The sequence below is a fragment of the Pseudomonas sp. NFX1 genome (assembly GCF_051123555.1).
Taxonomy (GTDB): Bacteria; Pseudomonadota; Gammaproteobacteria; order Pseudomonadales; family Pseudomonadaceae; genus Aquipseudomonas; species Aquipseudomonas capeferrum.
In genome coordinates this window covers 5,238,597-5,262,754 of record NZ_CP169366.1, presented here as the reverse complement: position 1 = coordinate 5,262,754, position 24,158 = coordinate 5,238,597, and the positions used below count along the sequence as shown (strand labels likewise).

20 protein-coding genes, 2 tRNA genes and 1 pseudogene are annotated in these 24,158 nt (G+C 62.5%); 6 read left to right on the top strand and 17 right to left on the bottom strand.

Going from position 1 to position 24,158, the window contains the following annotated elements:
* Window positions 1-3: 3 nt before the first annotated feature.
* The gene (gene nadE / locus DJ563_RS23625) at window positions 4-831 is read left to right on the top strand and encodes an ammonia-dependent NAD(+) synthetase (RefSeq protein WP_434518421.1); all 828 of its coding nucleotides are present in this window, start codon (window positions 4-6) and stop codon (window positions 829-831) included.
* Window positions 832-960: 129 nt separating this feature from the next.
* Here nadE and azu read toward each other — a convergent pair whose 3' ends face one another.
* A complete protein-coding gene (azu, locus tag DJ563_RS23620; RefSeq protein ID WP_274097487.1) occupies window positions 961-1,410 on the bottom strand; it encodes an azurin in 450 nt (149 codons plus the stop codon).
* A gap of 349 nt (window positions 1,411-1,759) precedes the next feature.
* Here azu and DJ563_RS23615 point away from each other — a divergent pair, with 349 nt between their 5' ends.
* Window positions 1,760-2,347, top strand: coding sequence for a TIGR00730 family Rossman fold protein (locus DJ563_RS23615; protein WP_434518420.1), 588 nt, complete (start codon window positions 1,760-1,762; stop codon window positions 2,345-2,347).
* A gap of 43 nt (window positions 2,348-2,390) precedes the next feature.
* On the opposite strand, the gene DJ563_RS23610 is transcribed toward DJ563_RS23615, so the two are convergent.
* From DJ563_RS23610 to rnr, 8 genes are all read right to left on the bottom strand, one after another.
* Window positions 2,391-4,691, bottom strand: a complete 2,301-nt coding sequence (locus DJ563_RS23610; RefSeq protein ID WP_274097486.1) for a YgiQ family radical SAM protein — start codon at window positions 4,689-4,691, stop codon at window positions 2,391-2,393.
* 141 nt (window positions 4,692-4,832) lie between these two features.
* Window positions 4,833-6,230 carry a replicative DNA helicase gene (dnaB, locus tag DJ563_RS23605; RefSeq protein WP_186652730.1) on the bottom strand — a complete coding sequence of 466 codons (1,398 nt, stop codon included), beginning with the start codon at window positions 6,228-6,230 and terminating at the stop codon, window positions 4,833-4,835.
* A 113-nt stretch (window positions 6,231-6,343) separates the two neighbouring features.
* Window positions 6,344-6,790 carry a 50S ribosomal protein L9 gene (gene rplI / locus DJ563_RS23600; RefSeq protein WP_033701798.1) on the bottom strand — a complete coding sequence of 149 codons (447 nt, stop codon included), beginning with the start codon at window positions 6,788-6,790 and terminating at the stop codon, window positions 6,344-6,346.
* Between the two features lie 20 nt (window positions 6,791-6,810).
* Entirely contained in the window at window positions 6,811-7,674 is an 864-nt protein-coding gene (locus DJ563_RS23595) for a hypothetical protein (RefSeq protein WP_274097485.1), read from the bottom strand.
* Between the two features lie 34 nt (window positions 7,675-7,708).
* Window positions 7,709-7,939, bottom strand: coding sequence for a 30S ribosomal protein S18 (rpsR, locus tag DJ563_RS23590; RefSeq protein ID WP_003249563.1), 231 nt, complete (start codon window positions 7,937-7,939; stop codon window positions 7,709-7,711).
* A 28-nt stretch (window positions 7,940-7,967) separates the two neighbouring features.
* Window positions 7,968-8,393, bottom strand: coding sequence for a 30S ribosomal protein S6 (rpsF, locus tag DJ563_RS23585; protein ID WP_033701800.1), 426 nt, complete (start codon window positions 8,391-8,393; stop codon window positions 7,968-7,970).
* Window positions 8,394-8,699: 306 nt separating this feature from the next.
* Complete coding sequence (gene rlmB / locus DJ563_RS23580; RefSeq protein ID WP_274098732.1) at window positions 8,700-9,446, bottom strand: 23S rRNA (guanosine(2251)-2'-O)-methyltransferase RlmB; 747 nt, start codon at window positions 9,444-9,446, stop codon at window positions 8,700-8,702.
* Entirely contained in the window at window positions 9,443-12,019 is a 2,577-nt protein-coding gene (rnr, locus tag DJ563_RS23575; protein WP_274098731.1) for a ribonuclease R, read from the bottom strand. Before rnr ends, rlmB begins: the two co-directional genes overlap by 4 nt.
* 275 nt (window positions 12,020-12,294) lie before the next feature.
* Between rnr and DJ563_RS23570 the strand changes: the two genes are divergently transcribed.
* The 4 genes from DJ563_RS23570 to DJ563_RS23555 all read left to right on the top strand — a co-directional run bounded on the left by DJ563_RS23570 (window position 12,295) and on the right by DJ563_RS23555 (window position 15,334).
* Window positions 12,295-12,381 (top strand) — tRNA-Leu (locus DJ563_RS23570).
* 88 nt (window positions 12,382-12,469) lie between these two features.
* Window positions 12,470-12,556: transfer RNA gene (locus tag DJ563_RS23565), tRNA-Leu, on the top strand.
* A gap of 199 nt (window positions 12,557-12,755) precedes the next feature.
* Window positions 12,756-13,769: an extracellular solute-binding protein gene (locus DJ563_RS23560; protein ID WP_434518419.1), complete on the top strand. Its 1,014-nt coding sequence runs from the start codon at window positions 12,756-12,758 to the stop codon at window positions 13,767-13,769.
* Complete coding sequence (locus DJ563_RS23555; RefSeq protein WP_033701803.1) at window positions 13,769-15,334, top strand: ABC transporter permease; 1,566 nt, start codon at window positions 13,769-13,771, stop codon at window positions 15,332-15,334. The genes DJ563_RS23560 and DJ563_RS23555 overlap by 1 nt, the downstream gene beginning before the upstream one ends.
* Before the next feature lie 94 nt (window positions 15,335-15,428).
* Here the strand turns inward: DJ563_RS23555 and DJ563_RS23550 are convergent, their stop codons facing one another.
* The 8 genes and pseudogenes from DJ563_RS23550 to hfq form a co-directional block, all read right to left on the bottom strand.
* Window positions 15,429-16,217, bottom strand: coding sequence for a methyl-accepting chemotaxis protein (locus DJ563_RS23550; RefSeq protein WP_434519745.1), 789 nt, complete (start codon window positions 16,215-16,217; stop codon window positions 15,429-15,431).
* Between the two features lie 69 nt (window positions 16,218-16,286).
* Window positions 16,287-16,547, bottom strand: a pseudogene (locus DJ563_RS23545) (HAMP domain-containing protein); the annotation flags it as partial.
* A 995-nt stretch (window positions 16,548-17,542) separates the two neighbouring features.
* Window positions 17,543-18,835, bottom strand: a complete 1,293-nt coding sequence (locus DJ563_RS23540) for an adenylosuccinate synthase (protein WP_008095424.1) — start codon at window positions 18,833-18,835, stop codon at window positions 17,543-17,545.
* Between the two features lie 56 nt (window positions 18,836-18,891).
* Entirely contained in the window at window positions 18,892-20,079 is a 1,188-nt protein-coding gene (locus tag DJ563_RS23535; protein ID WP_033701805.1) for an ATP phosphoribosyltransferase regulatory subunit, read from the bottom strand.
* 301 nt (window positions 20,080-20,380) lie between these two features.
* Window positions 20,381-21,250, bottom strand: a complete 870-nt coding sequence (hflC, locus tag DJ563_RS23530) for a protease modulator HflC (protein WP_033701806.1) — start codon at window positions 21,248-21,250, stop codon at window positions 20,381-20,383.
* Window positions 21,250-22,431, bottom strand: a complete 1,182-nt coding sequence (hflK, locus tag DJ563_RS23525; protein ID WP_033701807.1) for an FtsH protease activity modulator HflK — start codon at window positions 22,429-22,431, stop codon at window positions 21,250-21,252. Before hflK ends, hflC begins: the two co-directional genes overlap by 1 nt.
* 96 nt (window positions 22,432-22,527) lie before the next feature.
* Window positions 22,528-23,829, bottom strand: coding sequence for a ribosome rescue GTPase HflX (hflX, locus tag DJ563_RS23520; RefSeq protein WP_033701809.1), 1,302 nt, complete (start codon window positions 23,827-23,829; stop codon window positions 22,528-22,530).
* A 12-nt stretch (window positions 23,830-23,841) separates the two neighbouring features.
* Window positions 23,842-24,102: an RNA chaperone Hfq gene (gene hfq / locus DJ563_RS23515; protein ID WP_003258160.1), complete on the bottom strand. Its 261-nt coding sequence runs from the start codon at window positions 24,100-24,102 to the stop codon at window positions 23,842-23,844.
* Window positions 24,103-24,158 lie beyond the last annotated feature (56 nt).

Below are 24,158 nucleotides of genomic sequence, written 5' to 3'. Positions count from 1 at the left end.
CCCATGCAAGCCGTTCAGCGAGAGATTGCCCAAGCGCTCAAGGTGCAGCCGCCGTTCGCCGATGCTGCCGCGCTCGACCAGGAAGTGGCCCGGCGCGTGGTGTTCATCAAGGGCTGCCTGGCCAATGCCCGGCTCAAGACGTTGGTACTGGGCATCAGCGGGGGCGTCGATTCCCTGACCGCCGCCCTGCTCGCCCAGCGCGCGATCAACGAGCTGCGTGCCGAAACGGGCGATGCGGCCTACCGCTTCATTGCCGTGCGCCTGCCCTATCAGGTGCAGCATGACGAGCACGACGCCCAGGCTTGCCTGGAGGTGATCAACGCCGATGAAGTGCACACCGTCGACATCGCACCCGCCGTGCGTGCACTGGCGGCCGAAACCGAGGCGCTGCAAGGGGGGTCGCCGACCCTGGTGGACTTCGTTGTCGGCAACATCAAGGCACGCACGCGCATGGTCGCGCAGTACACCATCGCTGGCGCGCGCGCGGGCCTGGTGATCGGTACCGACCATGCGGCCGAAGCAGTGATGGGCTTCTTTACCAAGTTTGGTGATGGCGCGTGCGACCTGGCACCGCTGAGCGGGCTGGTGAAGCACCAGGTGCGGGCGATTGCACGCAGCTTCGGTGCGCCGGAATCGCTGGTGGAGAAGGTCCCGACAGCGGACCTGGAAGACCTGGCGCCGGGCAAGCCGGACGAGGCGTCACATGGCGTGACCTACCAGCAGATCGATGCATTCCTACAGGGTGAGCCGGTCGAGCAGGAAGCGTTCGACATCATCGTCGCCACCTACCGCAAGACCCAGCACAAGCGCGAACTGCCGTTCGCCCCGTAAAAGCTTCGCGGGGCAAGTCGGATCGCCGCACCGCCGCCCCACTGGCATCAGACCTGTGGGAGCGGCGGTGCGGCGATCCGACTTGCCCCGCGAATGGAGGGCTAAGCCCTCCCCTCTACGCCATCGTCCTTACTTGACGATGACCTTGCCCTTCATCATCGAGATGTGGCCCGGGAAGGTGCAGAAGAAGCTGTAGTCGCCGCCGGCTTCCAGCTTGGTAGCGTCGAATTTGACTTCGGTTTCTTTCTCTGGCGCGCCGATCATCTTGGTGTGAGCGATGATGCCGGCGTTGTCGGCCTTGATGTAGTCCTTATCCAGGCCTTGAGTCATGCCTTCGGTGGCAATGCCCTGCATGTCGGCAGTCTTGCTGATCACCAGGTTATGGCCCATGACGTTCTTCGGCAGGTTGCCGGAGTGGGTCAGTTTGACGGTGAATTCCTTGCAGCTCTTGTCGACGGTGATTTCCTTGGTATTGAAGGACATCTGGTCGGTCGAGTCGACAGTTACCGAGCACTCGGCGGCGAAGACAGAGGCGCTGGCGAGGGTCAGCAGGGATACCGCTACAGCTTTCGCAAACATCATGAATCTCCTTGGCAGGGTTTTATCAATTGCGAGACTGCCTGAAACCGTTCAGCCCCTTGATGATATGGGTCAAGGGGGTGTCAAGTGGCCAGCCAGTTGAATTGTTCAATGGATTGTATACAACCAATCTAAGGGCACATCATGCCCTTTTAATAGACGATGGGACAACCTCTCATTTAGGAGCAATACCAAATGCCCATGTCCAGCTTTCTGAACAGTCTGCTCGCCGCCTATGCCCAAGGCGCCACTGGCGCCGTCTGTGAATTCTCCCGGCCGGAGTGAAAGCGGCCTTGGAAGTGCCAGGCAGGCGCCGTACCCTGTCACCCTGAGTGACTGGAGATGAGCAATGCCTGTACGTTCCGTTTGTGTCTTCTGCGGCGCCAGCATCGGCGCCAACCCTGCCTACCGTGAAGCGGCCGTCACCCTTGGCCAGGCCATCGCCCGACGCGGCCTGACCCTGGTGTATGGCGGTGGCGCGGTCGGCTTGATGGGCATCGTCGCCGACGCTGCCATGGCCGCAGGTGGCGAAGTGGTCGGGATCATCCCGCAAAGCCTGCTGGACGCCGAGGTCGGCCACAAAGGCCTGACCCGCCTGGAAGTGGTCGATGGCATGCATGCGCGCAAGGCACGCATGGCCGAACTCAGCGATGCGTTCATTGCACTGCCGGGTGGCCTGGGTACGCTGGAGGAGTTGTTCGAGGTGTGGACCTGGGGGCAACTGGGCTATCACGCCAAGCCGCTGGGCCTGCTCGATGTCAATGGCTTCTATGAAAAGCTGGGCGGGTTCCTCGACCATATCGTCGAAGAAGGTTTCGTGCGGCCGCAGCATCGGGCCATGTTGCTGCTGGGTCAGCAGCCGGATGCGCTGCTGGACGGGATGAACGAGTTCGTTGCGCCGGTGGTGCCGAAGTGGGTCGACAAGCAGCCTGATTGAGCTTGGCATTTTGGGGCTGCTTTGCAGCCCCGCAATGAATCACTCAGCGCGGAATGACAGGCTGACGCGGCTTCTTGCCACCCTTGCCGCCCTTGGCCGCTTCTTTACGCTCCTTGGCCGCCTGCTGGTTGCGGGCAAACGCATCGGCCTTGGCCTTCTCACGCTTGTCCCACGGCTTGCTGCCATCGCTGCCGCGCGGTGGCAGGCCGGTGTGCTGGGTCAGGATCTTCTGTTCCTTGGCCACCTTGTGGCTGCCAGCTGGGGTCGAGTTCTTGCGCCGGGCACTTTGGTAGCTGTCGGACTGCGGCTGGTGCAACGGGATCAGCTGGTGCTTGCCCGGCCCGATCAGGTCGGCGCGGCCCATGCGCTCCAGCGCCTCGCGCAGCATCGGCCAGCCCTTCGGATCGTGATAGCGCAAGAACGCCTTGTGCAGACGGCGCTGCTCATCGCTCTTGACGATCTCGACCCCTTCGCTCTTGTAGGTCACCTTGCGCAGCGGGTTCTTGCCCGAGTGGTACATGGCCGTGGCCGACGCCATGGGCGACGGGTAGAAGGCTTGTACCTGGTCGGCGCGGAAGCCGTTGCCCTTGAGCCACAAGGCCAGGTTCATCATGTCTTCGTCGGTGGTGCCCGGGTGCGCGGCGATGAAGTACGGGATCAGGTACTGCTCCTTGCCCGCCTCTTTCGAGTACTTCTCGAACATGCGCTTGAAGCGGTCGTAGGAACCGATACCCGGCTTCATCATCTTGTCCAGCGGGCCACGCTCGGTGTGCTCGGGGGCAATCTTCAGGTAGCCGCCCACGTGGTGGGTGACCAGCTCCTTGACGTACTCCGGCGATTCCACCGCCAGGTCGTAGCGCAGGCCCGAGGCGATCAGGATTTTCTTCACGCCCGGCAAGGCACGCGCCTTGCGGTACAGCTCGATCAGCGAGCTGTGGTCGGTGTTGAGGTTCTCGCAGATACCCGGGAACACGCATGACGGCTTGCGGCAGTGCTTCTCGATCTCGTGGCTCTTGCAGGCGATGCGGTACATGTTGGCAGTCGGGCCGCCGAGGTCGGAGACCACGCCGGTGAAGCCCGGCACCTTGTCACGCATCTCCTCGATCTCGTGCAGGATCGATTCGTGGGAGCGGTTCTGGATGATCCGCCCTTCGTGCTCGGTGATCGAGCAGAAGGTGCAGCCACCGAAGCAGCCGCGCATGATGTTCACCGAGAAGCGGATCATCTCGTAGGCCGGGATGCGCTCTTTGCCATAGGCCGGGTGCGGGATACGCGCGTAGGGCATGCCGAACACGTAGTCCATTTCTTCGGTGGTCATGGGGATGGGTGGTGGGTTGAACCACACGTCCACTTCGCCATGTTTCTGCACCAGGGCGCGGGCGTTGCCTGGGTTGGTTTCCAGGTGCAGCACGCGGTTGGCGTGGGCGTACAGCACAGGGTCGTTACGCACTTTTTCGAACGACGGCAGGCGAATCACCGACTTGTCACGGGTCATGCCCGGGCTGTCGAGAATCTGCACCACTTTGGCTTCGTTCGGGTCTTCCACGTCGCCCTTGGCCTGTTCGATGGCGCAGGCCTGGGTGTCCTGGGTGTTGACGTAGGGGTTGATGATCTTGTCGACCCGGCCTGGGCGGTCGATGCGGGTGGAGTCGATCTCGAACCAGCCCTGGGGCGTGTCACGGCGCACGAACGCGGTACCGCGCACGTCGGTGATGTGCTCGATGCTCTCGCCCTGGGACAGGCGCTGGGCGACTTCGACGATCGCCCGCTCGGCGTTGCCATACAAAAGGATGTCGGCACTGGCGTCGATCAGGATCGAGTGGCGGACCTTGTCCTGCCAGTAATCGTAATGGGCGATACGGCGCAGCGAGGCCTCGATGCCACCGAGCACGATCGGCACGTGCTTGTAGGCCTCCTTGCAACGCTGGCTGTACACCAGGCTGGCGCGGTCTGGGCGCTTGCCGGCCATGCCGCCAGGGGTGTAGGCGTCGTCGGAGCGGATCTTCTTGTCCGCAGTATAGCGGTTGATCATCGAGTCCATGTTGCCGGCCGCGACGCCGAAGAACAGGTTCGGCTCGCCCAGCTTCATGAAGTCTTCTTTGGACTGCCAGTTCGGCTGGGCGATGATGCCAACCCGAAAGCCCTGGGCTTCCAGCAGGCGGCCGATGATGGCCATGCCGAACGACGCGTGGTCGACGTAGGCATCCCCGGTCACGATGATGATGTCGCAGGAATCCCAGCCGAGCTGATCCATCTCCTCCCTGCTCATGGGCAGGAACGGTGCTGGCCCGAAGCATTCGGCCCAGTACTTGGGATAGTCGTAGAGTGGTTTGGCTGCTTGCATGTCAGTGACCGGTTCTGGTGTTCAGGGAAATCGCGGGCGCGGAATATAGCACAAATTTTGATCAAATCCGACGGTGGTTGTCGGATTCATTTGCAACACGAATAACCCCGTGGGGCCGGGCAAGCCCGAGCCACAGGGTTGTTATTCGTCGTCGTCGAAGTTGTACATGCCCGGCGCAAGGTTCTCGAAGCGGGTGTACTTGCCGATGAAGGCCAGGCGGATGAAACCGATGGGGCCGTTACGCTGTTTACCGATGATGATTTCGGCAATGCCCTTGTGCTCGGTCTCCGGGTGATACACCTCGTCACGGTAAACGAACATGATCACGTCGGCGTCCTGCTCGATTGCACCGGATTCACGCAAGTCGGAGTTCACCGGGCGCTTGTTCGGCCGCTGCTCCAGGGAGCGGTTGAGCTGCGACAGGGCGATGACCGGGCAGTTGAATTCCTTGGCCAGGGCCTTGAGCGAGCGGGAGATCTCGGAAATCTCGTTGGTTCGGTTGTCACCGGAAGAGCCCGGAATCTGCATCAACTGCAGGTAGTCGACCATGATCATGCCGATCTCACCGTGCTCGCGAGCCAGGCGGCGGGTACGCGCACGCATTTCCGACGGGCTGATGCCGGCGGTATCGTCGATGAACAGCTTGCGGTCGTTGAGCAGGTTGACCGCCGAGGTCAGGCGCGGCCAGTCGTCGTCGTCCAGTTGGCCGGAACGCACCTTGGTCTGGTCGATGCGCCCGAGCGACGAGAGCATACGCATGATCAGCGATTCGCCTGGCATCTCGAGGGAGAACACCAGCACCGCCTTGTCGCTGCGCAGCACGGCGTTTTCGACCAGGTTCATGGCGAAGGTGGTCTTGCCCATCGACGGACGGCCGGCAACGATGATCAGGTCGGCCGCCTGCAAGCCGCTGGTCTTCCCATCCAGGTCGGTGTAACCGGTGGAAATACCGGTAATGTCACTGTCGGAGTTGAACAGCGTGTCGATGCGGTCGATGGCCTTGGTCAACAGCTCGTTGACCCCCACCGGGCCGCCGGTCTTCGGCCGCGCCTCGGCGATCTGGAAGATCTGCCGCTCGGCGTCGTCGAGGATTTCTTCGGCGTTGCGCCCTTGCGGGTTGAAGGCGTTGTCGGCGATGTCGGTGCTGATGCTGATCAGCTGACGCAGCGTGGCCCGCTCGCGAATGATCGCGGCATAGGCCTTGATGTTGGCCACCGACGGGGTGTTCTTGGCCAACTCCGCCAGGTAGGCGAGGCCGCCGACTTGCGACGACACGCCCTCCTTGTCCAACTGCTCGTGCAACGTGACCACGTCGAACGGGTGGTTCAGGTCGACCAGCTTGTGGATGGCGCGGAAGATCAGGCGGTGGTCATGCCGATAGAAATCGCCATCCGAGACCTGATCCAGTACCCGCTCCCAGGCGTTGTTGTCCAGCATCAGGCCACCGAGCACGGCCTGTTCGGCCTCGATGGAATGCGGCGGCACCTTGAGGGCTGCGGTTTGCAGGTCGAGCTGTTCGGAGGTGGTGATCTCGTTCATGGCCACGAAAGGATTCTGGGGGACGAAAAAGACAAAGGGCACGGCCTGTAGAAGACAGGACCGTGCCCGATGTTAACCGGCTGGGCCGCGGACGGCCAGCCAGTCAGCGCAGCTTAGGCAGCTACGACGACCACGCGTACGGTGGCTTCAACGTCGCTGTGCAGGTGCACGGCCACGTCGTATTCGCCAACCTGACGGATGGTGCCGTTCGGCAGACGCACTTCAGCTTTGGCCACTTCAACGCCGGAGGCGGTCAGGGCGTCAGCGATGTCGTGAGTGCCGATCGAACCGAACAGCTTGCCTTCGTCGCCAGCGGTGGCAGTGATGGTCACTTCCAGCTCGGCCAGTTGGGCAGCGCGGCTTTCAGCCGATGTTTTACGGTCAGCAGCTGCTTTTTCCAGCTCGGCGCGACGCTCTTCGAACGCAGCCAGGTTGGCGGCGTTGGCAACGGTGGCCTTGCCGAATGGCAGCAGGAAGTTACGGCCGTAACCAGCCTTAACTTTTACTTTGTCGCCCAGGTTGCCCAGGTTAGCGACTTTTTCCAGCAGGATCAGTTCCATTTGGTAAAACCTCTTAACTTTTAACCTTCACCGTTCGCGGAGTCATTCCCCTCAGGGGACTTGCGACCGCGAAAATCAATCAGGCTGTCGACAATGGCCAAAACCACGAGCAACGGATAAATCAGCTGCATGATCAGCGGCAGCGTCACGTACATGCCCACCAGCCAGAAACCAGCCAGTCGGCCCTGTGCCACCAGCCCATGCATCAAGGCGATGCCGGCCAGGACGAGCACCAGGCTGGATGCAGAGGCCAGGACGATGAACTGCGGCCCGATGAACGGACCCAGCACCATCAGTGCCACCAGCGTCAGCATGGTGACCCGCGGCAACTTCAGGGCGCGAAACTCGCGACCGAAGCCTCCAGGGTTGTACAACGCAGCCTGCCAATAACGCGCCAGCATCAAAGCCAGCACGCTGAACAGCTGCAGCATCACCGCCGTTGAAGCGACCAGCACAGGGCCGATCAGCTCACCGGGGATCACCGGTTTGCCTTCGATTTGTGGCAGGGCTTGTACAAGCGCCTTGGCCAACACCTCGAAGGTTTCACGCAGTACCGTGTCCAGGATGAGGCTGTAGACCAGCCCCAGCACAACACTGGACATCAACACCCGGCTCCAGGAATGCCCGGCACGCAACAAGGCGGCCAGCCCCAGCGTCCCCAACAGCACCAGCAAGGTGCTTGGGTCGCCAAAGGCCCAGATGGCCACCGCCGGCAAAAGCCCGAACGCGATGACCGTTGAAGCATCCTTGAACCCGCGCCGCAGAAGCACGAGGCTCCCGGCAGCGGCACTCAACCAGAACAACAGCGGTAACACTGCACTGATGACCACCACCAGGGTGGCCTGCACACGACCGCGCATGATGAAATCAGCTAACGCTCGCATGCTTTATCCCTTACTGCTTGTCGACGACCCGGTCTCAGCGGCCGTGGCTGTCGGTGTAGGGCAGCAGGGCCAGGAAGCGGGCGCGCTTGATAGCGGTAGCCAGCTGACGCTGATAACGAGCTTTGGTACCGGTGATACGGCTTGGAACGATCTTGCCGGTTTCGGATACGTAAGCTTTCAGGGTGTTGAGATCTTTGAAGTCGATCTCTTTCACGTCTTCAGCAGTGAAGCGGCAGAATTTACGACGACGGAAGAAACGTGCCATGTAATAGGCTCCTCAAAAGGTCCGTGGATTACTCGTCAGCGTTATCGCTGGAGTCGCTGTCATTGCTGTCATCGCCTTCGGCGGAGTCAGAATGCTCAGGACGCTCACGACGCTCACGGCGCTCGCTGCGGTTCTCTTCTGCCTTGAGCATCTCGGACTGACCGGTTACGGCTTCGTCGCGACGGATGACCAGGTTACGGATCACGGCATCGTTGTAGCGGAAGTTGTCTTCCAGCTCGGCCAGGGCCTTGCCGGTGCACTCAACGTTCAGCATCACGTAGTGAGCCTTGTGAACATTGTTGATTGCGTAGGCCAGTTGACGACGGCCCCAGTCTTCCAGGCGGTGGATCTTGCCACCATCTTCTTCGATCAGCTTGGTGTAACGCTCAACCATGCCGCCGACTTGCTCGCTCTGGTCCGGGTGAACCAGAAAGATGATTTCGTAATGACGCATGAATGCTCCTTACGGGTTAGTAGTCTGCCAGAACGCTGGTCAGACAAGGAGTGAATGACACTGTATGTCTTGCCATGGAGGGGAGGCACATGAGCGCCTGCCAGCTCGGCAAGGGGCGCAATTGTAGAGAAGGCGTGGCGCACAAGCAAGGTGATTGGCGATTATTTGAACAGCCGGAAACATATTTTGCCTTCACCAACCCTTCGCGGGGCAAGCCCGCTCCCACAGGCCTACTGCAGCCTCAGCCATTGCAGTAATCCTGTGGGAGCGGGCTTGCCCCGCGAAGAGGCCAGCACAGACTGAATATCAGCGCTTGGCTTGACGCTGGCGCACTGCCTCAAACAGGCAAACGCCGGTCGCCACCGAAACGTTCAGGCTGCTGACGCTACCGCCCATCGGCAACTTGACCAGAAAATCGCAATGCTCACGGGTCAGGCGGCGCATACCTTTGCCTTCTGCCCCCATGATCATCACCAGAGGCCCGGTCAGGTCCTGCTGGTAGATCTCCTGCTCAGCCTCGCCAGCCGTGCCAACTACCCACAGCCCACGTTGCTGAAGCTTTTCAAGGGTACGCGCCAAATTGGTCACGGCCACCAGCGGGATTGTTTCCGCAGCGCCGCAGGCAACCTTGCGCACCACCGGCGTCAGGGTCGCCGACTTGTCCTTGGGCACCACCACCGCCGTGGCACCGGCGGCATCGGCGGTGCGCAGGCAGGCGCCGAGGTTGTGCGGGTCGGTGACACCGTCCAGCACCAGGATCAGCGGCGGCGTTTCGGTGCGCTCAAGCAACTCTTCGAGCATCAACTCGCCCCACACCTGGCTCGGGCTGACCTCGGCGACCACGCCCTGGTGCACACCTTCGACCCAGGCATCCAGCTCACGGCGCTCGGCCTGGCCGACCGCCACGCGGTTTTCCGCGGCCAGTTCCAGCAGCTTCTGCAGGCGAGGCTCGCTACGCCCCTCCGACAGCCAGACCTGCTTGACCCGCTTGGGGTGGTGCTGCAACAACGCCTGCACGGCGTGTACGCCGTAGATCTTTTCCAGCTGACTCATGACTTGCTCTTGCTCTTGCGGGGCGCACCGGACTTCGGCGGGCCTTTGCGATGCTTGGTCGGCTTGCCGGATGGCTTGCCAGCCTTCTCCGACTTGCTGCCGGCAGTGCTGCGCGCGTCGGTCATCAACGCCTTCTTCATCTCGCGGCTTTTGCGCACCTCAGCGTTACGCTGCACGGCATCTTTCGGGAAATAAGCCTCGGAAGCCTCGCTTTTGCGGCTGCGCGGCTTGGGCGTGGCTTTCGCTTCGGTGGCCGGCTGCTGCGGCTCGGCCTTGCCGTCGGTTGGCGCTGCACCGCGCTGCTTGCGACCGATCGGGCCGCTGAGGGTCTTCTCGGAGACTTCGAAGTCGATCTTGCGCTCGTCCAGGTCGACGCGCATGACCTTGACTTCGATGGTGTCGCCCAGGCGGAAGCTGCGCCCGGTACGCTCGCCGGACAGGCGATGGTGGACCGGGTCGAAGTGGTAGTAGTCACCCGGCAGCGCACTGACGTGCACCAGGCCTTCCACGTAGATGTCGGTCAGCTCGACAAACAACCCGAAGCCGGTCACCGCAGTGATCACGCCCGGGAAGGTCTCGCCCACGCGGTCCTTCATGTATTCGCACTTGAGCCAGTTGACCACGTCGCGGGTCGCTTCGTCGGCGCGACGCTCGGTCATCGAGCACTGCTCGCCGAGCTGCTCCAGGGTGTTCTCGTCGTACGGGTAGATACGCGCCTTGGGAATGCTCATGGCACCCGCACGCTTGACGTGCGGGGTATCCACCTTGGAGCGGATGATGCTGCGAATGGCGCGGTGCACCAGCAGGTCCGGGTAACGGCGAATCGGCGAGGTGAAGTGGGTGTACGCCTCGTAATTCAGGCCGAAGTGGCCATTGTTGTCGGTGCTGTACACCGCCTGGCTCAGCGAACGCAGCATCACGGTCTGGATCAGGTGGAAGTCCGGGCGCTCGGCGATGCTCGCCAGCAGTGCCTGGTAATCCTTCGGCGACGGGTCCTTGCCCTTGTGCAGCGACAAGCCCAGCTCACCGAGGAAGGCGCGCAGTTTTTCCAGGCGCTCCGGCGGCGGGCCGTCGTGCACGCGGTACAGGGCCGGCACGCCGTGCTTTTGCAGGAACTCGGCGGTGGCCACGTTGGCCGCCAGCATGCATTCTTCGATCAGCTTGTGTGCATCGTTGCGCACGGTCGGGCGGATCTCGGCGATCTTGCGCTGGTCACCGAAGACGATGCGGGTTTCCTGGGTCTCGAAGTCGATCGCACCGCGGGTGTGACGCGCGTCCAGCAGCACCTTGTAGAGCGCATACAGGCTCTTGAGGTCTGGCAGGACTTCCTTGTACTGCTCGCGCAGCGCCTTGCCTTCACGGGTGCGGGAATGCTCGAGCATGCTGCTGACCTTGTTGTAGGTCAGGCGGGCATGGGAGTGGATCACGCCTTCGTAGAACTGGTAGTCGACCATCTGGCCGGCTTTGTTGATGGTCATCTCGCAGACCATGGCCAGGCGATCGACGTGCGGGTTCAGCGAGCACAGGCCGTTGGACAGCTCCTCGGGGAGCATCGGCACCACGCGCTCGGGGAAATACACCGAGTTGCCGCGCTGCTGGGCTTCGACGTCCAGGGCAGAACCCAGGCGCACGTAGCTGGAAACGTCGGCGATCGCCACGTACAGGCGCCAACCGCCCGAGAACATGCGCAGCTTGCCCAATGGCTCGCAATAGACCGCGTCGTCGAAGTCGCGGGCATCTTCGCCGTCGATGGTGACGAAAGGCAGGTGGCGCAGGTCGATGCGCTTTTCCTTGTCCTTGTCTTCCACTTCGGAGCGGAACTTGCGCGCTTCCTTGACCACATCGTCGGGCCAGACGTGCGGAATGTCGTAGCTGCGCAGGGCGACGTCGATTTCCATGCCCGGCGCCATGTAGTTGCCGATCACCTCGACCACATCACCCTGCGGCTGGAAGCGCGGGGTTGGCCAGTGGGTGATCTTGATCTCGACGAACTGGCCGATCTTGGCGCCGCCATTGCGACCGGCGGTCACCAGCACTTCCTGCTGGATCTTCGGGTTGTCCGGCGTTACGTAACCGATACCGCCCTCTTCGAAGTAACGCCCGACCACGCTTTCGTGGGCACGGGAGATGACTTCTACCAGTACACCTTCACGGCGGCCACGGCGATCGGTGCCGGAGACACGCGCCAAGGCGCGGTCGCCGTCGAACACCAGGCGCATCTGCGAAGGGCTGAGGAACAGGTCGTCGCTCTTGTCATCGGGGATGAGGAAGCCAAAACCATCGCGATGGCCGGAAACGCGGCCACAGATCAGGTCCAGCTTGTCTACCGGGGCATAGGTGCCGCGCCGGGTATAGATAAGCTGGCCATCGCGCTCCATGGCACGCAGACGGCGGCGCAGGGCTTCAATCTGGTCTTCCTCGTACAGACCGAATTCTGCCGCCAGCTCCTCGCGGGCGGCCGGCTCGCCGCGATCGGCAAGACGCTGGAGGATCAGCTCACGGCTGGGGATAGGGTTGTCGTATTTTTCCGCTTCGCGAGCGGCCTCGGGATCGAGGGATTGCCAATCGGCCATCAGAAGGGGTTCACCTTGGGGTATATAGATAGGAATTCTGGCATAGGCGTATTGAAACCGGAAATGTCAGCCTTGGACAGCCCCCCAGCAATGAGTCGAGGAAGCCGTAATAGGGCTGAAGAATCAACAAGTTGAATTTTTTGAAATTTTTTTCGACCGGGGGGTTTACAGCCTCCAGGACCGTCCGTATAGTGCGCACCACAACGACGGACAGACGACGTTGTAGTTGAGATGAAACGCGATGTAAAGCATCATGTGACCTCGACGAAATGTGTGCCCAGGTGGCGGAATTGGTAGACGCGCTGGTTTCAGGTATCAGTGACCGCAAGGTCGTGGAAGTTCGAGTCTTCTCCTGGGCACCAAGTATTATCAAGTAATAGATGACCAAGGATCTATTACTACTGTTTGAAAGCGAACGATAGTCGCCTTCATCAGACGATGTAAAGCTTTGCCCAGGTGGCGGAATTGGTAGACGCGCTGGTTTCAGGTATCAGTGACCGCAAGGTCGTGGAAGTTCGAGTCTTCTCCTGGGCACCATATAAAAACCCACTAGCTTGCTAGTGGGTTTTTTCTTGCCTGCGTTTTCTGTTTCCCCTTCCCTTTGCGCACGACACCCTCGCGCACTCCGCCACTCGACGATCGTCTCGCGATGAATTTCTTGTCACCCGGCCACCTGAGAAACGATTTCGTTTACCATTGTTTCCAAATATGTAGCCGTAAGCGAGGAAGTACCCGCATGACGATCCGTCCGCAACCGCTGATGCGCACCCTGGCCGCCGCTGTACTGAGCCTGGTGATCGGCGCGCCGGCCGCCATGGCAGACGCACCGGTAACACTGACCCTGTACAACGGGCAGCACAAGGAAATCGGCGACGCCATCGCCAAGGCCTACGAGGCCAAGACCGGCATTCACATCGATATCCGCAAGGGCAGCAGCAACCAGCTGGCCAGCCAGATCATCGAAGAAGGCGAGCGCTCGCCGGCTGATGTCATCTACACCGAAGAGTCGCCGCCGCTGAACAACCTGGGCGAACTGGGCCTGCTGGCGAAGATCGACGACGCCACCTTGAACATGCTGCCCAAGGAATACGTGGCTGCCAACGGCACCTGGATGGGCGTTACTGCGCGTACCCGCGTCGTGGTGTTCAACCCCAAGCAAATCGATGAGAAAGACCTGCCGCAATCGGTAATGGACTTCGCCAACCCTGAGTGGGACGGCCGCGTCGGCTTCGTGCCGACCAGCGGCGCCTTCCAGGAACAGGCCGTGGCCATCCTGAAGATGCACGGGCGTGACGCTGCCGAGGAGTGGCTGACCGGCCTGAAAGCCTTCGGCAAGACTTACACCAACAACATGGTGGCGCTCAAGGCCGTGGAAAAAGGCGAAGTCGCCGCCGTGCTGGTGAACAACTACTACTGGTATGCCCTTGAGCGTGAGCGGGGCAAGCTGGACTCCAAGCTGTACTACCTGGCCGACGGCGATGCCGGTGGCCTGGTGACCATCTCTGGCGCCGCGGCGGTCAAGGCCAGCAAGCACCCCAAGGAAGCCCAGGCCCTGCTCAACTGGATGGCCAGCGAAGAAGGCCAGCGCGTGATCACCCAGACCACCGCCGAATACCCGCTGCACAAGGGTATGGTGTCCGACCGTGGCTTGAAGCCGTTCGAAGAGCTGCGCCCGCCGAAGATCTCGCCGGCCGACCTTGGCAACGCCCAGGAAGCGCTTGAGCTTGAACGTGAGGTCGGCCTGCTCTGATGACCGCCGCCCTGTCCGAGCCGGTGCCGGTACGCTTCGTACCGCGCCGCAAGCGCCCCTCGATCTGGGTGGTGCTGCCTGTGCTGTTTCTGGTGGCGATGAGCCTGCTGCCGCTGGCGTATGTCGCCCTCAAGGCCTGGGAAGCAGGCTGGCGAGAGGCCCTGCACCTGCTCTGGCGCCCGTTCGTCTGGGGCCTGATGCGCAACACCCTGATGCTCATGTTCGGGGTGACGCTGGTGTGCATGGTGGTCGGGCTGGCCCTGGCCTGGCTGCTCGAACGCAGCAACCTGGCGGGCCGTCGGCTGTGGGGCGTGGTGTTGTGCCTGCCGTTCGCAGTGCCCTCGTTCGTCAGCAGCTTTACCTGGGTATCGCTGAGCTCGGACTTCGAAGGCCTCGGCGGGGCCATCCTAGTCATGGCCCTGTCCAAGTACCCGCTGGTGTTCCTGCCGGTGGCCGCCACCCTGCGCAACGTCGACACCTCGCTTGAAGAGTCGGCACGCACGCTGGGCTGCAGCCGCTGGGGGGTGTTCGTCAAGGTGACCCTGCCGCTGCTGTGGCCATCGATGCTGGGCGGCGCGCTGCTGATTGCCCTGCACATGCTGGTGGAATTTGGCGCCTTGTCGATTCTTGGCCTGCAGACCTTCACCACGGCTATCTACCAGCAGTTCGAGCTGGAGTTCAGCAACGCCAACGCTGCCATGCTCTCGGCCGTGCTGCTGGCGCTGTGCCTGATCATGCTGTGGCTGGAGCTGCGAGTGCGCGGCAAGGCCCGCCATGTGCGCATCGGCCAAGGCGTGGCGCGCCGCGCGCAACCGGTGCGCCTGCGCGGCTGGGCGCCGTTGGCGCAGCTGTTCTGCGTGGCCCTCGCAGTACTGGGCAGCGGCATCCCACTGGCGATGCTCGGCTACTGGCTGAGTGTCGGCTCGTCGGCAGCGTTCCCGGTGGCGGAAATCTCCAAAGCGCTGCTCACGTCGCTGTCGGTGTCGCTTGGCGGCGCGGGCTTGTGCGTGTTGCTGGCACTGCCGATCAGCTTCCTGGTGGTGCGCTACAAAGGCCGCCTGGCGATCTGGGCCGAACGCCTGCCCTACCTGCTGCATGCCCTGCCGGGCCTGGTGATCGCGCTGACGCTGGTGTTCTTCGCCTTGCACTACGTGCCGGCGCTGTACCAGACCACAGCCCTGTTGTTGCTGGCCTATGGGTTACTGTTCCTGCCGCTGGCCCAGGCCCCTGTACGCACCGCCTTGAACAAGGCCTCGCCCACCCTCGAAGAAGCCGCGCGCACCCTGGGCGCCAGCAGCTTCACGGCGTTTTGCCGGGTGACGCTGCCGATCATCTTCCCGGCCTTGGCGGCGGCGTTCGCGCTGGTGTTCCTCGATGCCATGAAGGAGCTGACCGCTACCCTACTGCTCAGCCCGACGGGCATGACCACCCTGGCCACCGAGGTCTGGGCACATACCGCCAACGTCGAGTTTGCGGCGGCGGCGCCTTATGCGGCGCTGCTGATCGTGGTGTCGGGGTTGCCGGTGTATTTGCTGACGACGCGGATGTATTTGAACAAGGCGTGATGTGTACGCCTTGAGTCATTGATCGCAGCATAAATCGAGCGCCGCGCGGGCGGCGCTCGATCTGATAGGCGCAGAAAGACGCCCGGCGATCATCTCAAGCCCTGAACTGCCCCAGGCTAGCCCGTAACTGCGCCGCCAAGTCATCCAGCACCTTGCTGCTGGCCGTAGTCTGCATCACCACCTCAGCCGACCGTTCAGCCTGGGCATGAATGGTCTCCACTCGCCCGCGCACCGCCTGCGCCCCATGCGCCTGCTGTTCTGCCGCGCGCGTCGCCAGCCCGATCGCCGCATGCACCTGCTCCACCGCCACCTGCACCGACTGCTGGCGGCGCTCGTTCTCGCGCAGCACCAACAACCCTTCACTGGCCTTGAGCCCCGCCTGGCTGATGGTCGCCACCGCCTCCTTGGCGCCCTTTTGCAGCGCGGTAATATGCGCCTGGATATCCCCCGTCGAGCTTTGCGTCTTGCTGGCCAGCGCACGCACCTCATCGGCCACCACAGCAAACCCGCGCCCGGTCTCACCGGCCCGCGCCGCCTCGATGGCCGCGTTCAACGCCAGCAGGTTGGTCTGTTCGGCAATACCGTGGATCACCGTCAGCACCACCTCGATCTGCTCACTCTGCTTGGCCAGCCGCTCGATCACATGGGAGCCGGTCTCCACCTGCCCTGCCAGGCTCTCGATCAAGCCGGCGAGCTGGGTCGAGGTGCGGCTGTTCTCATCCGTCGCCTGGCGGATGTCTACCACTTGCTGCAAGGCCGACTGCATGGCGTGGCTCTCGGCCTGCGCTTCATCGGCCATGCTCGACAGATCACGCAGGCTGGCAGCCACTTCATCCCGTTGCAGCGCAGCAGCGGCATCGGCGCCGGCATTGCGCTGGGCCATGGCACCAATCTCGACACCGGTACGCTGCGCCACCTCGCCGGCCTCACGCACAATCGGCTGCAGCTTGTCGACAAAGCGGTTGACCGCCGAAGCCATGTCGCCGATCTCGTCGCGGCTGTCGAGGCTGACGCGCTTGGTCAGGTCGCCTTCGCCAGCCGCCAGATCGTTCAGGGCATCGATCAACAGGCGCAGCTTGCTGAGCACGCGGCGGCCCAGCACCACAGCCACCACCAGCAACACACCAAGGCCCACCAGCACCAGGCCCAGGCCAATGCGCCAACGCAGTTCGGCAGCAGCTTCGCGTACGGTCTGCGCGGTATTGGCCTGCATGGCGGTGGCACTGCTCTGCGCCGTTTCCAGGCGTTCACGCAGGGCCTTGCCACTGTCGGCGGCGGCGCCATTGAGGCTGTCACCCACCAGTTGCTCGCCACTGGCGATCAAGGCAGCAAAACGCTGGTCGAGGGCCGCCAGTTCCTGATCGACGCCAGCAGTGGAAACCCCCATCAGCACCTTGCCGATTTCCGCGCCATTCGGGTTGATCGACGCCTCGACAAAGTACACCGCCGGGTCGCGGCGAGCCGCCTCGATGACCTTGTCCAGCGCCCGCTCGCCCTGCCCCTTCTCCATCAACGCCTGGTTGATCGGGTTTTGCCGGTTGAGGTAGCGGGTCAGGTGCTGGCCCTGGGCGTCGTCGTAGACCACGAACAGCACATTGGGGTTGCGCTGGGCACGCCGGGCGAAATCGGAGAGCACCGGCACGTCGTTGTCCCAGATCGCCCGCGGCGCCACCGAGGCCAGCAGCTCAGCCATGTCGTTGGCGGAATCCTTGAGGTTCTTTTCCAGGGTCGTACGCAGTTGCTGCTGTTCGTTCTGCAGGCGCGTGGACAACCCCGCGCTCAGGCGCTGACGCGTGCTGCTGGAGAGGCTGTCGAGGCCCGAGCGCACCTCCTGCCCGGCCTGCTCCAGCTCGCTGGCAAGCTTGTGGCTGTCGGTGCCCAGGCGCTCGCCAAGGTCAGCCTCCAGGGCGGTGACGGTGCTTCGGGTCAGCGCAACGGCCACCAGTACCTGCACCAAAAGGGCGATACCAAGGGCAACAAACACAGGCCGCAAAAGGCGGCTTCGTAACAGTGAGAGGATGGCAGACACGGTGTAACCCTCGTGTTTACTGGCGCCACTATTTTGATGGCATCTACAGAAACTTCTTACAGCAAGGGTTATGCCGGGAACAGCAGGGATATGCGCCAAGGTCTAGCAGCCCAGGCATACAAAAAAAAACGCCGCGATCCCTTGCGGGGTCGCGGCGTCAGATCAGCCTGGAAAGCGGATCAGGCGAACGGATGACGCAGCACGATGGTCTCGTTGCGGTCCGGGCCGGTGGAGATGATGTCGATCGGCGCGCCGGTCAGCTCCTCGATGCGCTTGATGTAAGCGCGAGCAGCTTCTGGCAACTCTTCCAGGGTCTTGGCACCCAGGGTCGACTCGCTCCAGCCTGGCATCTCTTCGTACACGGGCTCCAGGCCGATGTAGCTGTCGGCATCGGAAGGCGCGTCGATGACAGCACCGTTCTCGTTCTTGTAGCCAACGCAGATGTTGATGGTTTCCAGGCCGTCCAGTACGTCCAGCTTGGTCAGGCAGATGCCCGAGATGCTGTTGACGTCGATGGCACGACGCAGGATGACGGCATCGAACCAGCCGCAGCGACGGGCACGGCCGGTGGTCGAACCGAACTCATGACCACGCTTGGCCAGGGTAGCGCCAGTCTCGTCGAACAGTTCGGTCGGGAACGGGCCAGAACCGACGCGGGTGGTGTAGGCCTTGGTGATACCGAGGATGTAGTCCAGGTACATCGGGCCAACGCCGGAGCCGGTCGAGATACCGCCAGCAGTGGTGTTGGAGCTGGTGACGTACGGGTAGGTACCGTGGTCGATGTCCAGCAGCGAGCCCTGGGCGCCTTCGAACATGATGTCCTTGCCGGCGCGGCGCAGGTTGTGCAGCTCGGCGGTGACGTCGAGCATCATCGGCTTGAGCTGCTCGGCGTAGGCCATGCACTCGTCCAGGGTCTGCTGGAAGTCGATGGCCGGCTCTTTGTAGTAGTTCACCAGCTGGAAGTTATGGTAGTCCAGCAGCTCACCGAGCTTGGCGGCGAAACGCTCACGGTGGAACAGGTCACCGACGCGCAGGCCGCGGCGTGCGACCTTGTCTTCGTACGCTGGGCCGATACCACGGCCGGTGGTGCCGATCTTGGCTTCGCCACGGGCCTTCTCGCGGGCCTGGTCCAGGGCCACGTGGTACGACAGGATCAGCGGCGCAGCCGGGCTGATGCGCAGGCGCTCACGCACCGGTACGCCCTTCTCTTCCAGCTTGGTGATTTCACGCATCAGGGCATCTGGAGCAACGACCACGCCGTTGCCGATCAGGCACTGAACGCCTTCACGCAGGATGCCGGACGGAATCAGGTGCAGAACGGTTTTTTCACCGTTGATCACCAGGGTGTGGCCCGCGTTGTGGCCACCCTGGTAGCGCACTACGGCGGCAGCATGTTCGGTCAGCAGATCGACGATCTTGCCTTTGCCCTCATCACCCCACTGGGTGCCCAGGACGACGACATTCTTACCCATTACATTGGTCCTCATTCACGCAAACTTGGTTGCCGGCCTACTGCCGACGCAGAAACTCACTGGGTCAGCGGCAGAACCTGCCAGCGCCCGTCTTGCTGAATCAATTGCCGATCACAATCCGCCTCGAGAGCAGCACTCAACGGCTGGCCAGGCAAAGCCTGGACCACACGCTGGCCCTCGTTGCGCAACTGGCAGACCTGCTGCCAGAGGGCCGCGTCGCCACTGTCAGGCATCCAGATGCCGCCAGTTGGCAATACGACCTCCGCTCGCCCCAGTGTGACCAGGGTCTTCAAATCCGTGGAGAATCCGGTGGCCGGGCGTGCCCGGCCAAAATCGGCGCCGATGTCGTCATAGCGACCGCCCTGAGCGATCGATTGACCTTCGCCCGGCACGAACACGGCGAACACCACGCCGGTGTGGTAGTTGTAACCACGCAGCTCGCCCAGGTCGAAGTACAGCGGCAGGTCCGGGTAGCGCGACGCCAGGCGATCGGCGATCGCCAGCAGGTCGTCCAGCGCCGCCAGCACGCTGGCCGGGGCACGGCCCAGGCGCACGCGGGCTTCGGCCAGCACTTCACGGCCGCCGCACAGCTCGACCAGGGCACGCAGCATGTTGCCCAGGTCTTTAGGCAGGTCGGCAGTCAGTGCCTGCACTTCATCGACCGACTTGCGCTGCAGAGCATCGAACAGCTGCTGCTCGACCGCACCCGACAGCCCGGCGGCACGCGCCAGGCCGCGGTAGATGCCGACATGGCCGAGGTCCATGTGCACATCCGCGACGTCGGTCAGTTGCAGCGTGGCGAGCATCAGGCTGATGACTTCGACATCGCTGGTGGGGCTGGCATCGCCGTACAGCTCGGCACCCAGCTGGATCGGGCTGCGTGAGGTCGACAGTGCACGCGGCTGGGCGTGCAGCACGCTGCCGGCATAGCACAGGCGGCTCGGGCCTTCACGGCGCAGGGTGTGGGCGTCGATACGCGCCACCTGCGGGGTGAAGTCGGCACGGAAGCCCATCAGGCGTCCGGACTGCGGGTCGACCACCTTGAAGGTGCGCTGATCCAGGTCCTGGCCGGCGCCGGTTAGCAGCGACTCCAGATACTCGATATGCGGGGTGACAACCAGTTCGTAGCCCCAACTCTGGAACAGGTCCAACACCTGGCGACGCGCGATCTCGATGCGCGCAGCCTCAGGTGGCAGTACTTCCTCGATGCCATCTGGCAGCAGCCAGCGGTCTACCGTTGCCATTACGCCATTTCCCCTCTGGTCCGGGCGGCCTGCCTGTGGCGAGCCGTCAGTAAAGCAGGTATCGGCGCACAGCAGCGGGCAGCACTGATCCCAGCGCAGCCACCGTACCCAATACCCTCGAATTGCCTTGCGACCTGACCAAACCGTCAACTGGCCGTGTGCCAATCAACCTTGCAGACGCAAAAAAGCCGGGAAATTTCCCGGCTGCCTCATCATACACCCCTTTTCATTCAGGATGCACCCCGCCTGGTGTTTTAGCTGCCAGGCGGGGCGTTACCCCAATGAGAACGGGCTCAGAGCATCAAGGCTTGCTCTTGTCCAGGTAGCGGAAGAACTCGTTCTTCGGGTCCAGGACCAGCACGTCGCTCTTGCTGGAGAAGCTTTCGCGGTACGCCTGCAGGCTACGGTGGAACGCATAGAAATCAGCGTCCTGGGTGTAGGCCTTGGCGTAGATGGCGGCCGCCTGGGCGTCACCGTCACCGCGGGTTTCTTCAGCTTCACGGTAGGCTTCGGCCAGCAGTACACGGCGCTGACGGTCGGCATCCGCACGGATACCCTCGGCCAGTTCGTTACCCTTGGCGCGATGCTCGCGAGCCTCACGTTCACGCTCGGTGCTCATACGGTCGAACACGCTGCGGTTGACTTCCTTCGGCAGGTCGATGGCCTTGACGCGAACGTCGACCACCTCGATACCCAGCTCCTTGTTGGCCATACGGTTCAGCGAAGCGGTGATGTCAGCCATCAACGCGTCACGCTCACCGGAGACCACTTCGTGCAGGGTACGTTTACCGAACTGGTCACGCAGGCCGCTTTCCAGACGACGCGACAGACGCTCGTCGGCGATCTGCTTGAGGCCGGACGTGGCGGTGTAGAAGCGCTCGGCATCCTTGACGCGCCACTTGGCGTAGGCGTCGACCATGACCGCTTTCTTCTCCAGGGTCAGGAACCGCTGGGTCGGAGCATCAAGGGTCATCAGACGGGCGTCGAACTTGCGCACCTGGTTCACATAAGGAACCTTCACATGCAGGCCTGGCTGGACATCCGCCTGGACCACACGGCCGAATTGCAGCAGCACGGCGCGTTCGGTCTGCGACACGATGTAGAAGCAGTTCCAGGCCACGACGGCCAGCACCACAGCGGCGATCAGGGCGATCAGCGATCTATTGCTCATCAGCGGCTCTCCCTAGTGCGCAGCGGCTGTTGTTGCTGTTGCAGGTCCTGCGCCGCACGCGCGGCCGCATCGTTGACCGACGCAGACACGCTGCTGGTCGGTGCGGACGTGTTGCGGCTGCCTTCGACCATCTTGTCCAGCGGCAGGTAGAGCAGGTTGTTCTGCCCGTCCTTGGTTGCCACCATGACCTTGCTCGAATTGCTGTAGACCTCTTGCATGGTTTCGAGGTACAGACGCTGACGGGTCACGTCAGGTGCCTTGTGGTACTCGGTAACCAGCTTAGTGAAGCGGTCGGCCTCACCCTTGGCGCGGGCAATCACTTCGTCGCGGTAACCGTTGGCATCCTCGATGATGCGCTGGGCCTGACCACGGGCTTCCGGCACCACGCCATTGGCGTAGGACTCGGCCTGGTTGCGGGCGCGCTGCTCATCTTCACGGGCGCGGATCACGTCATCGAAGGCTTCCTGCACTTCACGCGGGGCTGCCGCGCTCTGTACGTTGACCTGGGTGACGGTGATGCCGGTGCGGTAGTTGTCGAGGAAGCGCTGCAGGCGCTCGCGGATGTCCACGGCCATCTGCTCACGGCCTTCGGTCAGCACCTGGTCCATCGAGGTGGAACCCACCACGTGGCGCAGGGCACTGTCGGTCGCATGCTGCAGGCTCACCTCTGGCTGGTCGACGTTGAGCACGAAGTCCTGCAGGTTGGTGATCTTGTACTGGACGGTCAGCGGCACCTCGACGATGTTCTCGTCTTCGGTCAGCATTTGCCCCTGCTTGGTGTAGGCACGCTCACGCGTGACGTTTTCCAGGTACTTGCGATCGATCGGCGGGAAGTAGATGTTCAGGCCGGGACCTACCGTCTCGTAGTACTTGCCGAAGCGCAGCACAACGGCCTGCTCCTGCTCGTCCACCACGTACACGGCACTGTACAGCCAGATAGCCGCCAGCACCGCCAGGCCAATGCCCAGCAGGCCGTAGCCGCCACCCCTGCCGACATTGCGGTCACCGCCGCCACGTTTCTTGCCGCTGCCGAACATGCCGTTCAGGCTGTCCTGCAGTTTGCGGAAGGCCTCGTCCAGATCCGGCGGACCTTTCTTGTCACCACCGCCGCCACCGCCACCACGGCGGCCGCCCCAGGGATCCTGATTGTTCGAGTTGCCACCCGGCTCGTTCCAAGCCATAGCGCTCTCCATCTGATAAAGCAAAGACGCGCCCACGGCGCGCCGTCCAATGCTACAGAATGCCTGTCACTGCTGCCCGGCGACCTCGACGAGCATTTATTGCAAAGTGTGTTGCTCGACAAACACTTGCGGCTCCATGCCTTCGCGACTGACCAGACGATTCAACTCGACCCTGGGCAGTCGCACGCTCAGCAGGCTGCGCCCTTCTTCATCATGCTCTTCACTCTGCACCGCCCCCAAGGCAAAGAATTGCGCGCGCAAGCGGGCAAAACGCTGCTCCAGGCACAGGGTGCCGACAAACAGATCATCCCCCAGCAACTCGGCAATCGCCTGGCCAACCAGCTCCAGGCCACGCCCGTCTCGTGCCGATACCCAGACCCGCTCCGGCTTGCCATCGGCATCGCGCTGGATCTGCGGCTCGACATCTTCGAGCAGGTCGAGTTTGTTATACACCTCGAGGATCGGCAAGCCTTCGGCGCCGATCTCGCCCAATACCGCCAGAACCTGTTCGATCTGCTCCATGCGGTCGGGCTCATGCGCGTCGATCACATGCAGCAGCAGGTCGGAGTTGCTCGACTCTTCGAGCGTAGCCCGAAAAGCCTCGACCAGCTTGTGCGGCAGGTGGCGAATGAAGCCGACAGTGTCGGCCAGCACGATCGGCCCAAGGTCATCCAGCTCGAGTCGGCGCAAAGTCGGGTCGAGGGTGGCGAAGAGCTGGTCGGCGGCGTAGACATCGGATTGAGTCAGGGCGTTGAACAGGGTGGACTTGCCGGCGTTGGTGTAACCCACCAGCGAGACCGACGGCAGCTCGGCGCGGCGTCGGCCGCGGCGGGCCTGTTCGCGCTGACTACGCACTTTTTCAAGGCGTGCCTTGATCTGTCGCAGGCGCACCCGCAGCAGGCGGCGGTCGGTTTCCAGCTGGGTTTCACCCGGGCCGCGCAGGCCGATACCGCCTTTTTGCCGCTCAAGGTGCGTCCAGCCGCGTACCAGCCGCGTGCTCATGTGCTCGAGCTGGGCCAGTTCGACCTGCAGCTTGCCTTCATGGGTACGCGCCCGCTGGGCGAAGATATCGAGAATCAGCCCGGTGCGATCAAGTACGCGACACTCGAAGACACGTTCGAGGTTGCGTTCCTGGCTGGGCGTGAGGGTGTGATTGAAAATCACCAGGTCGACCTCATCGGCTTTGACCCGGTCGCGCAATTCTTCGACCTTGCCGCTGCCAATCAGGTATTTGGCTGTAGGCTGATGCCGTGACACGGTCACCAGCGAGACGATGTCCGCCCCGGCCGACAAAGCCAATTCCTGAAACTCCTGCGGGTCTTCGCGCGCCTCAGGGTTCTGTCCTTCCAAGTGAACGAGCAGCGCCCGTTCACCACCACCGTGGCGCTCAAAGAACAATGCAGGCTCCTATCAGGCGTTGCCTGGCTCGCTGTCACCGTGTTCGGAATCGGACGGGCTTGGCAGGCGAACCGGACGAGCAGGCACCACAGTCGAAATGGCGTGCTTGTACACCATCTGGCTGACGGTGTTCTTCAGCAGCACCACGAACTGGTCAAACGATTCGATCGAGCCCTGCAGCTTGATCCCGTTGACCAGGTAAATGGAAACCGGAACCTTTTCTTTTCTCAAAGTGTTCAAGTAAGGGTCTTGTAGCGAATGCCCTTTTGACATATGCCGCACTCCTGTAAGGATAAATAATAGAAAATCAAGAAAATCGATAAATTAGG

Excerpts from the sequence above, each read along its gene's own strand:
- nadE (WP_434518421.1), top strand. The coding sequence starts at position 4 with ATGCAAGCCGTTCAGCGAGAGATTGCCCAAGCGCTCAAGGTGCAGCCG.
- azu (WP_274097487.1), bottom strand. The coding sequence starts at position 1,410 with ATGTTTGCGAAAGCTGTAGCGGTATCCCTGCTGACCCTCGCCAGCGCC.
- DJ563_RS23615 (WP_434518420.1), top strand. The coding sequence starts at position 1,760 with ATGCCTGTACGTTCCGTTTGTGTCTTCTGCGGCGCCAGCATCGGCGCC.
- DJ563_RS23610 (WP_274097486.1), bottom strand. The coding sequence starts at position 4,691 with ATGCAAGCAGCCAAACCACTCTACGACTATCCCAAGTACTGGGCCGAA.
- dnaB (WP_186652730.1), bottom strand. The coding sequence starts at position 6,230 with ATGAACGAGATCACCACCTCCGAACAGCTCGACCTGCAAACCGCAGCC.
- rplI (WP_033701798.1), bottom strand. The coding sequence starts at position 6,790 with ATGGAACTGATCCTGCTGGAAAAAGTCGCTAACCTGGGCAACCTGGGC.
- DJ563_RS23595 (WP_274097485.1), bottom strand. The coding sequence starts at position 7,674 with ATGCGAGCGTTAGCTGATTTCATCATGCGCGGTCGTGTGCAGGCCACC.
- rpsR (WP_003249563.1), bottom strand. The coding sequence starts at position 7,939 with ATGGCACGTTTCTTCCGTCGTCGTAAATTCTGCCGCTTCACTGCTGAA.
- rpsF (WP_033701800.1), bottom strand. The coding sequence starts at position 8,393 with ATGCGTCATTACGAAATCATCTTTCTGGTTCACCCGGACCAGAGCGAG.
- rlmB (WP_274098732.1), bottom strand. The coding sequence starts at position 9,446 with ATGAGTCAGCTGGAAAAGATCTACGGCGTACACGCCGTGCAGGCGTTG.
- rnr (WP_274098731.1), bottom strand. The coding sequence starts at position 12,019 with ATGGCCGATTGGCAATCCCTCGATCCCGAGGCCGCTCGCGAAGCGGAA.
- DJ563_RS23560 (WP_434518419.1), top strand. The coding sequence starts at position 12,756 with ATGACGATCCGTCCGCAACCGCTGATGCGCACCCTGGCCGCCGCTGTA.
- DJ563_RS23555 (WP_033701803.1), top strand. The coding sequence starts at position 13,769 with ATGACCGCCGCCCTGTCCGAGCCGGTGCCGGTACGCTTCGTACCGCGC.
- DJ563_RS23550 (WP_434519745.1), bottom strand. The coding sequence starts at position 16,217 with ATGGCCCAGCGCAATGCCGGCGCCGATGCCGCTGCTGCGCTGCAACGG.
- DJ563_RS23540 (WP_008095424.1), bottom strand. The coding sequence starts at position 18,835 with ATGGGTAAGAATGTCGTCGTCCTGGGCACCCAGTGGGGTGATGAGGGC.
- DJ563_RS23535 (WP_033701805.1), bottom strand. The coding sequence starts at position 20,079 with ATGGCAACGGTAGACCGCTGGCTGCTGCCAGATGGCATCGAGGAAGTA.
- hflC (WP_033701806.1), bottom strand. The coding sequence starts at position 21,250 with ATGAGCAATAGATCGCTGATCGCCCTGATCGCCGCTGTGGTGCTGGCC.
- hflK (WP_033701807.1), bottom strand. The coding sequence starts at position 22,431 with ATGGCTTGGAACGAGCCGGGTGGCAACTCGAACAATCAGGATCCCTGG.
- hfq (WP_003258160.1), bottom strand. The coding sequence starts at position 24,102 with ATGTCAAAAGGGCATTCGCTACAAGACCCTTACTTGAACACTTTGAGA.